The organism is Curtobacterium pusillum, from assembly GCF_007673235.1.
GTDB lineage: Bacteria > Actinomycetota > Actinomycetes > Actinomycetales > Microbacteriaceae > Curtobacterium > Curtobacterium pusillum_C.
Window position 1 is genome coordinate 250314 of the sequence record NZ_VDZH01000003.1, and the last position, 11572, is coordinate 261885.

At 68.9% G+C, this 11572-nt stretch carries 12 protein-coding genes; 2 read left to right on the forward strand and 10 right to left on the reverse strand.

Features of this window, described 5'->3' with window-relative positions; translation table 11 throughout:
* Positions 1 to 91: 91 nt before the first annotated feature.
* The 7 genes from FS532_RS09565 to glmS all read right to left on the reverse strand — a co-directional run bounded on the left by FS532_RS09565 (position 92) and on the right by glmS (position 7343).
* Positions 92 to 781 (reverse strand): hypothetical protein, encoded by a 690-nt coding sequence (locus FS532_RS09565; RefSeq protein WP_144753253.1) that lies wholly within the window; start codon positions 779 to 781, stop codon positions 92 to 94.
* The gene (locus FS532_RS09570; protein ID WP_144753256.1) at positions 781 to 2106 is read right to left on the reverse strand and encodes an AAA family ATPase; all 1326 of its coding nucleotides are present in this window, start codon (positions 2104 to 2106) and stop codon (positions 781 to 783) included. Before FS532_RS09570 ends, FS532_RS09565 begins: the two co-directional genes overlap by 1 nt.
* 93 nt (positions 2107 to 2199) lie before the next feature.
* The gene (gene tsaE / locus FS532_RS09575; protein ID WP_144753259.1) at positions 2200 to 2706 is read right to left on the reverse strand and encodes a tRNA (adenosine(37)-N6)-threonylcarbamoyltransferase complex ATPase subunit type 1 TsaE; all 507 of its coding nucleotides are present in this window, start codon (positions 2704 to 2706) and stop codon (positions 2200 to 2202) included.
* Positions 2703 to 3863 carry an alanine racemase gene (alr, locus tag FS532_RS09580; RefSeq protein WP_186321979.1) on the reverse strand — a complete coding sequence of 387 codons (1161 nt, stop codon included), beginning with the start codon at positions 3861 to 3863 and terminating at the stop codon, positions 2703 to 2705. The genes tsaE and alr (FS532_RS09580) overlap by 4 nt, the downstream gene beginning before the upstream one ends.
* Entirely contained in the window at positions 3860 to 4963 is a 1104-nt protein-coding gene (alr, locus tag FS532_RS09585) for an alanine racemase (protein WP_144753265.1), read from the reverse strand. The genes alr (FS532_RS09580) and alr (FS532_RS09585) overlap by 4 nt, the downstream gene beginning before the upstream one ends.
* A gap of 144 nt (positions 4964 to 5107) precedes the next feature.
* Positions 5108 to 5488: a holo-ACP synthase gene (locus FS532_RS09590; protein ID WP_144753268.1), complete on the reverse strand. Its 381-nt coding sequence runs from the start codon at positions 5486 to 5488 to the stop codon at positions 5108 to 5110.
* Positions 5489 to 5495: 7 nt separating this feature from the next.
* Positions 5496 to 7343: a glutamine--fructose-6-phosphate transaminase (isomerizing) gene (gene glmS, locus FS532_RS09595; protein ID WP_144753271.1), complete on the reverse strand. Its 1848-nt coding sequence runs from the start codon at positions 7341 to 7343 to the stop codon at positions 5496 to 5498.
* Between the two features lie 70 nt (positions 7344 to 7413).
* On the opposite strand from glmS, the gene FS532_RS09600 reads away from it, so the two are divergent.
* Together FS532_RS09600 and coaA are read left to right on the forward strand one after the other, a co-directional pair.
* Positions 7414 to 7899: a glutathione peroxidase gene (locus tag FS532_RS09600; RefSeq protein WP_144753274.1), complete on the forward strand. Its 486-nt coding sequence runs from the start codon at positions 7414 to 7416 to the stop codon at positions 7897 to 7899.
* A gap of 105 nt (positions 7900 to 8004) precedes the next feature.
* Entirely contained in the window at positions 8005 to 8949 is a 945-nt protein-coding gene (gene coaA / locus FS532_RS09605) for a type I pantothenate kinase (protein WP_144753277.1), read from the forward strand.
* Between the two features lie 98 nt (positions 8950 to 9047).
* Here coaA and glmM read toward each other — a convergent pair whose 3' ends face one another.
* The 3 genes from glmM to rplM are packed head-to-tail and all read right to left on the reverse strand — an operon-like array spanning position 9048 to position 11414.
* Positions 9048 to 10421 (reverse strand): phosphoglucosamine mutase, encoded by a 1374-nt coding sequence (gene glmM, locus FS532_RS09610; protein ID WP_144753280.1) that lies wholly within the window; start codon positions 10419 to 10421, stop codon positions 9048 to 9050.
* A 22-nt stretch (positions 10422 to 10443) separates the two neighbouring features.
* Positions 10444 to 10929, reverse strand: coding sequence for a 30S ribosomal protein S9 (rpsI, locus tag FS532_RS09615; RefSeq protein WP_144753283.1), 486 nt, complete (start codon positions 10927 to 10929; stop codon positions 10444 to 10446).
* A gap of 38 nt (positions 10930 to 10967) precedes the next feature.
* Positions 10968 to 11414 carry a 50S ribosomal protein L13 gene (rplM, locus tag FS532_RS09620; RefSeq protein WP_022906970.1) on the reverse strand — a complete coding sequence of 149 codons (447 nt, stop codon included), beginning with the start codon at positions 11412 to 11414 and terminating at the stop codon, positions 10968 to 10970.
* Positions 11415 to 11572: the final 158 nt, after the last annotated feature.

Genomic DNA, 11572 nt, shown 5'->3' on the forward strand with positions numbered 1-11572 from the left:
TGTCCACCGGCCGGCGGTCGACCGGAGGACGATCTTAACGACCGGGGCCTCGTTGCGAATCGCAACTCGGCACCCATCCTCCCTCCGCTCGTCAGGCCAGGCGAGCAGCGACCGCGAGATAGCAGGCCCCAAACTCGCGAATACCGGCATCACGTCGCAAGTTGTCGGCCATCGCCGAGCGTTGCTGGGGTGACAAACCGTGTCGTCGAGCTGCCCGAGCACTGATCTCCCGCTTCAGCGCAGCGAGGACCACTTTCCGAGCAACCACAAGGTGATCAGCGTTCAGGTTTAGCACCCGTCCGAGGACCCCATCGGCCCCATCTGGCAGGCCGGACAGCGGGGCGACCCGCCCGTCTGGCGCGACATTGACCAACCGACCAACAGTCCAATCCCTGGGATTACGAAACCTGCCGCACACGTCAAGGTTGCCCTTCGCCTTGTCGCAGGTGAAGTCCCTTCCCGCTCGTTCGTTCCCATCGCAGCACAAAAGCAGATTTCCCCACGCGACTGGGGCTTGATCATCAGCAGATGCGTGACTCCCACGCTCGCAGTCCGCGGTCCAATCGCTGCCGTTCTGCGGGTGAAAATGTTCGATTCGGGTGTTGTGGCCGGGCGTCGCAGGGTCAGCGAGACTGCGCTCACAGTAGGCGCAGCGCCGCCCCTGCTGCTCCCAGAGAGTTCGGCGTATCGAGGACTCAGAGGTCAGTTCACCAAACGTTGCTCCTTGTCGGCGCAACGTGAGCATCGCAGCGGGTTCGGCATGCGCTTCGATCTTCCTCATCAGACGTCGAGATCATCAAAGGCCATGCTCGCGTCCGCGTCGGCGAGCTTCGGGACATTCGCCACTCCACCTAGCTTCTGGTCAAGTTCCAATCGGAGACCATTAGCCTCGCCGGTCCGCCCTTGCCCGCTATCGACCAGTTCCACGTATCGGTCGAGGGTTTGATTAATCGGCAGATCCGGCTCAGGATCCGTGCCGAGCACCTTTGACATGACGATGTCACTCCGAAGTCCAGCCGCAAAGTCGACATGGTGAACAGAGTTTCCGTCGATGATCCTGATCTCAGAAGCGTTGACGGTCGACAATACCTGGGGACTGTGAGTCGTCACAATGAACTGAATTCGCGGGAAGACCTTGCGGAGCTGCGGCAATATGCGCTGTTGCCACGTCGGGTGGAGATGCAGGTCGACCTCGTCGATGAGAACGATGCCCGAGGCCCGCTCCAGGAGGATCTCCGCGCCCACTCGAGGATTAGCTCGGGCGATTCGACTTACGAGGTCGACGACGAGGCCCACGGCAATCTTGATACCGCTCGATAGCGACGAAAGCGGGAGGGTACCCCGCTGGGCATGCGTGATCGCGATCTCCTCGACGATGGGACTCCACTCGGGATCATGCCAACCCGTGTGCTTCAAGACCTCATTCGCGGCGAGTGAGATCGCTCGAAGCTGCTCGCTCGCGGCTTCCCCGCCAGAGCCGCGCTTGTCTGCAGCGAACTCTGCCAGGGTCAATCCACGGATGTACTTGGACAGCCTAACGAGATCAGACTTCCCGTCGAGGGCCGAATCATAGGCGCCCGAACGGGAACGGGAGATTGCCCCGGCAGCCCGTCGAACGCCCAGAAGGCGTTCGACGCCGTACAGCCCGATTACCGGAAGCATCGGCGCTGTCACCGAGTCGGTATCCGAATCACGCCAGACTCGCGCGGCAATGTGACCAACCTCGGTGTTGCGGTCCGCCCAGGAGGTGCGCCCTGAAGCTGTCTGTCGCACGCGGCGCCACCAGGCGCCCTCACCCGCCAATGTCCCTTCGACGTAAGCGGACACCGGGTAAGTCGGTTCCATTCGCGCAACGCCACCACTCGAGTCGAGGTCATGCGGAACTTCACGCGCGTCGCCCAGCTTGAACCCGAGCGTCGAGCCTTCGAACTGCCTGAGCACCGTCGAGAGCATGACGGCGAGCCCGTCCAGAACAGACGTCTTGCCGGTGCCGTTGACCCCAACTAGCACTGTTAACGATGGGTCAAAGTCAACCTCGAGTCGCTCGAAGCACCTGAAATTCTCCAGAATCAGCTTGTCAACGTGCCAATCACCGCTCGCCGCCATGATCGTCAGCGTAGGACACGCCGGCACTTAATGCTCCCCGACGCTCTCAGATCACTCAAAGGCGAGCAAGTATCAGTCCTCGAGAGTTCCGGTTCAAAGCGTCGTGACGGCCCAGCGCGGCCCGGTGGCGGTGACGACCACACGGCGCGGCTCGTCCGGGACGTCGTCCGGGTCGAGGTCGTCCGGGTCGTCCGCACCGGCACCCGTCGCGCGGACGATCTCGACGTCGAGCACGCTGTCGGAAATGCCGTCGACGAAGCCGCGGCCCCACTCCACCACGACGATCGAGGCGTCCCAGTCGAGGTCGAGGTCGTCGAGCTCCACGGGGTCGGACAGTCGGTACGCATCGACGTGCACGAGGTCGGGGCCGGACGTGGTCGGGTGGGTGCGCGCGAGCACGAACGTCGGGCTGGACACCTGCCCCCGAGCGCCCAGCGCGGCGCCGAGGCCCCGGGTGAGCGTGGTCTTGCCGGCGCCGAGCGGACCGGTCAGCACGACGAGGTCCCCGGCACGCAGGACCGCGGCGAGCCGGGCACCGAGAGCGCCCATCTCGTCGGTCGTCGCGACGGCGGTGTCGAGCAGGACGCGGGCGTCGGTCACCGCTCACCCCGGAGGTACTCCGCGACGTGCCCCTCGACGCTGTGGCCCTGGTACTCCCGCGGGACACGGGCGCCGATGCGGCAGACGATCTCCTCGCCGATGGTGCCGAGCGCCTCGCCCCACTCCAGGACGGTCATCTCGTCGTGCTCCCCCGTGCCGAACAGCACGACGGCGTCACCGGTCCGGACGTCGTCGTCGCCGACGTCCACCAGGAACTGGTCCATCGCCACACGACCCGCGATCGGGTACCGCTTGCCGGCGATGGCGACCTCGATCCGGCCCTGGGCGAGCCGCGGCACCCCGTCGGCGTACCCGACCGGCACGAGCGCCAGGGTCGTCTCGGTGGTCGTCCGGTACGTGTAGTCGTACGAGACGCCGGTGTCGACGGGCACCCGCTTGGTCTTCGCGACCGAGGCGGTGAGGGTCATGACGGGTTCGAGGCCGAGGTCGGCGGCGGAGACCCCGTCCGCACCGGGGATGCCGAACAGGTTCGCGCCCATCCGGACCATGTCCTTGCGGAACTCCTTGCGCTCGAGCCCGGCGAGCGACGCCGCGACGTGCTCCGTCGGGATGTCGAGCCCGAGGTCGTCGGCCCGCTCGACGGCGGCGTCGAAGAGCGCCACGGCGTCGGTGTCGTCCTGGTCCGACGACTCCGCCAGGTGCGTGTAGGCGGCGACGACCTCGATGCGGCCGGCCCGCTGTGCGTCCAGCGCGAGCGACACGAGCGCCGGCCAGGTCTCCGGGGTCGCCCCGTCGCGGTGCAGCCCGGAGTCGAACCCGAGGTGCACGCGCGCGGGTCGCTGGTCGACGGCGTCGATGACGCGCTGCAGCTCCGGCACGTTCGAGACGCCGAGGTCGACCGCCGAGTCGATCGCGTCGCGGAAGTCCAGGGCGGGGTCGTGCTGCCACGTGAAGAGGTGCACGTCCTCGCTGACACCGATCGATCGCAGGCGCAGGGCCGCAGGGACCGTGAGCACGCCGATCCACCGGATGCCGGCGTCCACCGCGGCGAGGGCGATCGGCTCGAGGCCGTGCCCGTACGCGTCGGCCTTCATGATCGCCATGAGCTCGACGGGGTCCATCCACTCGCGGACCAGGTCGAGGTTGGCGCGGTAGGCGTCGAGGTCGATCTCGGCCCGGCGCAGCGGCGCGTTCACGTCGTCCTCCGTTCCACGCTGCGGCCGACCCGGGCGACCACCTCGTAGTTGATCGTGCCGACGGCCGCCGCCCAGTCCTCGACCGCGGGGTCGCCGTTCGCCGGGTCGCCCCAGAGCACGGCCTCGTCGCCGACCTGCACGTCGGCGTCACCGATGTCGACGTGCATCGCGTTCATGGCCACACGCCCGACGACCGGGAACGTCCGGTCGCCGATGCGGACCGAGACGCGGTTGCCGAAGTCGCGGTCGAAGCCGTCCGCGTAGCCGAGGCCGATGACCGCGAGCCGCGTGTCCGTCTCGGCACGCCAGGTGTAGCCGTAGCTGACGCCCTCGCCGGCCCGGACCGGCACCGTCCGGAGCACCGCTGCCGTCACCCGCATCGCCGGGCGGAGACCGAGGTCGGCCGAGGTGCGGTCGGCGAAGGGGCTGAGGCCGTACAGCGCGAGACCGACCCGGGCGACGTCACGACGGGTCTCCGGGACGGCGAGACCCGCGGCGCTGGCAGCGAGGTGCACCATGTCGGGCACGATGCCGTTCGCGGCGAGGCCGTCGAGCGCCCGCTGGAGTGCGGCGTCCTGGTCGAGGTCGTCCGCGCGGGAGGCGTTCGCCAGGTGCGACATGAGTCCCTCGACGCGGGTGCGGTTCCCGCTGCGGGCCAGACGCCCGGCGGTCGCGAAGAGCTCCGCCCACTCGGACTCGACCGCGCCGTTGCGGCTCAGGCCCGTGTCGACGCAGACGTGCACCTCCGGGACCTCGGAGTCGGCGGCCGCGGCGAGCTGCGACACGCTCGACACCGCCGGGGTGATGCCGTACCGGGCCGCGCGACGGAAGTCCTCGTCGGGGGCGTGCAGCCACGCGAGGATCCGGACGCCCTCGTCGATGCCCGCCTGCCGCAGCGCGACCGCTTCGTCGATGTCCGCGACGCCGAGCCACTCCGCGCCGGCGTCCACGAAGGCCTGCGCTGCCTCTGCTGCGCCGTGCCCGTACCCGTTGGCCTTGACGACCGCGATGACGCCGGACGGGGCCACCTGTTCGGCGACCCGACCGTAGTTGGCGATCAGTGCCTCCCGGTCGACCGTGATGCCGGTGAACGCACTCACGACGCGACCCCCTTGGCGATCAGCGACAGAACCGTCGCCGGTCGGTCGACCGTGATGCCGGTGAACGCACTCACGACGCGACCCCCTTGGCGATCAGCGACAGAACCGTCGCCGGTCGGTCGACCGTGATGCCGGTGAACGCACTCACGCCTGTTCCCCTGTTCCTTCCAGGACCACGAACGCCGTCGCGATCCCTCCGTCGTGCGAGAGCGAGAGGTGCACCGACCCGACCCCCCGCGATTCCGCCACCCGCTGCGCCCCCTGGCGCAGCGTGAGCGACGGGTTCCGCTGGTCGTCGGAGACGACCTCGAGGTCCTGCCAGCTCAGCCCCGCACTCGACCCGAAGGCCTTGATCAGCGCTTCCTTCGCCGCGAACCGGGCGGCGAGGGACGCGATCGGTCGGGGCTCCCCGTCGCGGAGGAGCTCCGACGGGGTGAACAACCGCGCGCGCATCGCCGGCGTCCGGTCGAGCACCCGCTCGAACCGCTCCAGGTCGACCACGTCGACCCCGATGCCGATGATCATCGTGCGACTACTCGACGGTGACCGACTTCGCGAGGTTGCGCGGCTGGTCGACGTCGAGGCCCTTGGCCGCGGCGAGCTCCATGCCGAACATGTGCAGCGGCGCGACCGCGAGCAGCGGCTCGAACAGCGGCGTCGCGAGCGGGATGCGCAGGACCTCGTCGGCGAAGGGCAGCACGGCGGCGTCGCCCTCTTCGGCGATCGCGATCACCCGGGCACCGCGGGCGCGGATCTCCTGGATGTTCGAGACGACCTTCGGGTGCAGCGACCGCGGGTCACGCGGGGACGGCACGATCACGAAGACGATCTGGCCGGGCTCGATGAGCGCGATCGGGCCGTGCTTGAGCTCCCCGGCGGCGAAGCCCTCGGCGTGGATGTACGCGAGCTCCTTGAGCTTCAGCGCACCCTCGAGCGCGATCGGGTACCCCACGTGGCGTCCGAGGAACAGGACGCTGCGGGTGTCGGCCATCCAGCGGGCGAGGTCCTTGATGCCGGACGCGTCGTCGATGGTCTGCTGCAGCTTCGGCGCGAGCCCCTCGAGCTCGGCGACCTGCTCCGCGATCTGCTCGGCCGTCAGCGTGCCCCGGAGGGTGGCCAGGTGCAGCCCGAGCAGGTACAGCGCGACACCCTGGGCGATGAAGGCCTTCGTCGACGCGACGGCGACCTCGGGCCCGGCGTGCGTGTAGATCACCGCGTCGGACTCGCGCGGGATCGTCGCTCCCTGGGTGTTGCAGATCGAGAGGACCTGGGCGCCCTGCTCACGGGCGTACTTGACGGCCATGAGCGTGTCCATGGTCTCGCCGGACTGGCTGATCGAGACGACGAGCGTGCGGTCGTTCAGCACGGGGTCGCGGTAGCGGAACTCGTGGGCGAGCTCGACCTCGACCGGGATGCGGGCCCACTGCTCGATGGCGTACTTGCCGAGGATGCCGGCGTACGCGGCGGTGCCGCAGGCGATCACGATGACGCGGTCGACCGTCGCCAGGCGCTCGGCGATCGGGTCGAGGTCGGTCAGCGTCACGGCGCCGTCGTGCACGCGACCGAGGATCGTCTTCGCGACGGCCTCGGGCTCCTCGCTGATCTCCTTCGCCATGAAGGAGCTCCAGCCGCCCTTGTCGGCGGCGGAGGCGTCCCAGTTCACCTCGAACTCGGACGGCGTCGCGGGGGTGCCGTCGAAGTGGATGACGTCGACACGGTCGGGGCGGATCGTGGCGATCTCGTCCTGCCCGATGGCGAGGGCTCGCTGCGTGAACGCCACGAACGCTGCGACGTCCGAGCCCATGAAGTTCTCGCCGTCGCCGAGGCCGACCACCAGCGGGGAGTTGCGACGGGCGCCGACGACGACGCCGGGCTGGTCGGCGTGCACGACGAGGAGCGTGAACGCACCCTCGAGCCGCTGCACGGCCTGCTGCATGGCGCTGGTCAGGTCACCGGTCTCGCGGAAGGACCGCGCGACGAGGTGCGCGGCGACCTCGGAGTCGGTCTCGCTGAGGAACTCGACACCTTCGGCCTGCAGCTCGGCGCGGAGCTCGGAGAAGTTCTCGATGATGCCGTTGTGGATGAGGGCGAGCTTGCCGCCGTCCGCCAGGTGCGGGTGCGCGTTGCCGTCGGTCGGCCCGCCGTGGGTCGCCCAGCGGGTGTGTCCGATGCCCGTGCCGCCGTCGGCGATCGGGTGCGACTCGAGCTCGTCGACGAGGGCCTGGAGCTTGCCGGCCTTCTTCGCCGAGGCCAGCTCGTGCGAGCCGTCGACGACGGCGATGCCCGCCGAGTCGTAGCCGCGGTACTCGAGCCGACGGAGACCACCGAGGAGCACGTCCTGGCTGCTGTTGCTGCCGACGTAGCCGACGATTCCACACATGGCACCGATCCTACGGTCTGCCTGGACACCGACCCTGCGAAGCAGCAGGGCTGGGGATAACGTTTGGGACATGGGACGGTTCGATGACATCGCGATCACGACACTGCACGGCGAGGACACCACCTTCGGGGCCTACGCGGACAAGGTGGTGCTCGTGGTGAACGTCGCCTCGCGGTGCGGCCTCGCCCCGCAGTACGAGCAGCTCGAGGCGCTCCAGAAGGAGTACGGCCCGCGCGGCTTCACCGTGCTCGGGTTCCCGAGCAACCAGTTCCTGCAGGAGCTCGGCAGCTCCGAGGCCATCGACGAGTACTGCTCCACCACGTGGGGCGTCACCTTCCCGATGTCCGAGAAGGTCAAGGTGAACGGCAAGAGCGCCCACCCGCTCTACCAGGCCCTCAAGGAGACCCCGGACGCCGAGGGCAAGGCCGGCCGCGTCACGTGGAACTTCGAGAAGTTCCTGGTCGCGCCGGACGGCACGGTCACGCGCTTCCGGCCGACCACGAAGCCGGACGCACCGCAGGTGATCGCCGCGATCGAGGCGGCCCTGCCCGCCTGACGCGCCGCGTCCTGCGGACGCACCCCGAGCACTGGACGGGAGGCCCGGATCACGTGGGCCGGTCGGCTCACGTGATCTGCGCCTCCCGTCTGTACGCTCGTTCCCATGCCGATCCCGGAGACCACCGTCGCGCACCCGACCCCCTTCGTGGAGATCCCGCGTGGCGAGTGGTCGCAGCTCGCTCCGAAGGAGCACCTGTCGCTCACCGAGACCGAGATCGTGCAGCTGCGCGGTCTCGGCGACCGGTTGGACATGCAGGAGGTGCAGGAGGTCTACCTCCCGCTGTCGCGGCTGCTGACGCTGTACGCCGCCGGAGCCCGGAACCTGCACGCGTCGACCTCGGCGTTCCTCGGTGACCGAGCCGGACGCACGCCGTTCGTGATCGGTGTCGCCGGGTCCGTCGCCGTCGGGAAGTCGACCGTCGCGCGACTGCTCCGCGAGCTCACGAAGCGCTGGCCGGACACCCCGCGCGTGGAACTCGTCACCACCGACGGGTTCCTGTACCCGAACGCCGAGCTCGAGCGCCGCGGGATCATGGACCGGAAGGGCTTCCCGGAGTCCTACGACCGTCGCTCCCTGCTGCGGTTCGTGAGCCAGGTGAAGAGCGGCGCGACCGAGGTCCGGGCGCCGTACTACTCGCACCTGGTCTACGACATCGTGCCGGACGCCGAGATCGTCGTGCGACAGCCGGACATCCTCATCGTCGAGGGCCTCAACGTGCTCGCGCCACCGGTGCACGGGCGACTCGCGCTGTCCGACCTGTTCGACTTCACGATCTACGTCGACGCCAAGACCAAGGACATCGAGGCCTGGTACGTCGACCGGTTCCTGGCCCTGCAGGAAGAGGCGTTCTCGAGCCCGGACTCGTTCTTCCACCGGTTCGCCTCGCTGTCGCGCGACGACGCGGTCCAGACGGCGACCCAGGTCTGGCGGGCGATCAACGAGCCGAACCTGCTCGAGAACGTGCTGCCGACGCGCTCCCGGGCGACCCTCGTGCTGAAGAAGGCGGCGGACCACAAGGTGTCGTCGGTGCTGCTCCGCAAGATCTGAACGCAAAACACCGGTGTTCGTGTGTCGCACCGCGCCATGCGGGTGTTCGACCGACGAACACCGGTGTCTTGCGGAGGACCTACGCGGACGCCGACGCCCTACGCGGCGTCGAGCGCCAGACGCTCCTGCACAACCGCGGCGAGCTCGTCGGCGATGCGCTGGGCGTCCTCCTGCGAGGCGGCCTCGACCATCACACGGACGACGGGCTCGGTCCCGGACGGACGCAGCAGCACCCGGCCGGTGTCACCGAGCGCAGCGGAGGCGGCGGCGACCGCGTCCTGCACGCCCTGGTCGGCCAGCCCGTGCCGATCGACGCCGCGCACGTTGAGGAGCACCTGCGGGAACACCGTCATGCACGAGGCGAGCTCCTGCAGCGACTTGCCCGTGCGCGCCATCTCGGCGACGAGGTGCAGCCCCGTGAGGATGCCGTCACCCGTGGTCGCGTACTCGTTGAAGATCACGTGGCCGGACTGCTCACCGCCGAGGGAGAACCCGCCCTCGTTCATCTTCTCGAGGACGTAGCGGTCACCCACCGCGGTCTGCTCCACCGCGATGCCGGCGTCCGCCATCGCCCGGATCAGTCCGAGGTTCGACATCACCGTCGCGACGAGGGTGTCCGACACGAGGTGTCCGCGCTCCTTGAGCGACAGCGCCAGGATCGCCATGATCTGGTCGCCGTCGATCGCGTTGCCGGCGGCGTCGACCGCGAGGCAGCGGTCCGCGTCGCCGTCGTGCGCGATGCCGACGTCCGCACCGTGCGACAGCACCGCACGGGCCAGGTTGTCGATGTGGGTGGACCCGACACCGTCGTTGATGTTCATGCCGTCCGGGTCGGCCCCGATCAGCGTGACCTTCGCCCCGGCGTTCACGAACACCTCGGGCGAGACCCCGGCGGCAGCACCGTTCGCGCAGTCGAGCACGACGTGCAGACCGTCGAGCCGGTGCGGCAGCGTACCGAGCAGGTGGACGACGTAACGGTCCTCGGCGTCGGCGAAGCGGGTGATGCGACCGACCTCGGCGCCCGTGGGGGTCGGTGCGGAGTGGTCGTGCATGGCCGCTTCGATGCGGTCCTCGACCTCGTCGGGGAGCTTGCGGCCGCCCGCTGCGAAGAACTTGATCCCGTTGTCCGGCGCGGGGTTGTGCGACGCGGAGATCATCACGCCGAAGTCGGCGTCGATGTCCGCGACGAGGAACGCCGCTGCGGGAGTGGGGATGACCCCGGCGTCGAGCACGTCGACGCCGGCGGAGGCGAGCCCGGCCGCGACAGCGGCACCGAGGAACTCACCGGAGACGCGCGGGTCGCGCGCCAGGACCGCGCGAGGGCGCGGTCGACCGGACGCCCGACGGGCGTCCGCATGGTGTCCGTGTGTGAGGACGGCCGCGCTCGCCTGGGCAAGACCCAGTGCGAGCGCGGCCGTCAGCTCGCCGTTGGCGAGACCACGAACCCCGTCGGTACCGAACAGACGCGGCATTGCGATCTTCAGCCGGTGACGACTAGCGCTTCGAGAACTGCGAAGCCTTGCGGGCCTTCTTGAGACCGGCCTTCTTGCGCTCGATGACGCGCGCGTCGCGGGTGAGGAACCCGGCCTTCTTGAGGGTCGCGCGGTTGTTCTCGCGGTCGATCTCGTTCAGCGTGCGGGCGATGGCGAGGCGGAGAGCGCCGGCCTGACCCGAGGGGCCGCCACCGGTGATGCGGGCGACGACGTCGTACGAGCCGAGGAGCTCGAGGACCTTGAACGGGTCGTTGATGAGCTGCTGGTGCAGCTTGTTCGGGAAGTAGTCCTCGAGCGTGCGGCCGTTCACCGTGAACGAGCCGGAGCCCGGCACGAGACGGACGCGCGCGATGGCCTCCTTGCGGCGCCCGACGGCACCGCCGGAGACGTTGAGGATCTGACGGGGAGCAGCCTCGGCAGCGGCGGGTGCGCTCTCCGTGGTGAAGCTCTCCGGGGTCTGGTCGAGGGAGTCAGCGATCTGAGCCATGAGTTTTACCTAGTCCTTGGAAGTCGTCGTGGCCGGAACTACTGTGCGACCTGGTCGAAGGTGTACGCCTTGGGCTGCTGCGCCGAGTGCGGGTGCTCCGCGCCGGCGTAGACCTTCAGCTTCTTGAGCTGCTCACGACCGAGGGTGTTCTTCGGGAGCATGCCGCGGATCGCCTTCTCGACGGCGCGGGTCGGGTGCTTCTCGAGCATCTCCGGGTAGGAGGTCGCCGTGAGGCCGCCCGGGTAACCCGAGTGGCGGTAGTAGACCTTCTTCGCGAGCTTCGAACCGGTCAGGGCGACCTTGTCCGCGTTCACGATGATGACGTAGTCACCCATGTCCATGTGCTGGGCGAAGGTGGCCTTGTGCTTGCCGCGCAGGAGCGCCGCGGCGTGGGTGGCGAGGCGGCCGAGGACGACGTCGGTCGCGTCGATGACGATCCAGTCGTGCTGGACGTCTGCCGGCTTCGGGGAGAACGTACGAGTCACAGTGGTGCTGCTTTCGTGTCGAGGTGAGGAGTCCGTGAATCCCGCTCCGGTGGGTGTTCACGCGGGAGAACCCGTGTGAACGGCCCGGTGGAGGGCTCATCTGACTGTCCGGCGCACAGAGCGCGCAGACCAAGGTGAGAGCCTACCCGACGCAGGTC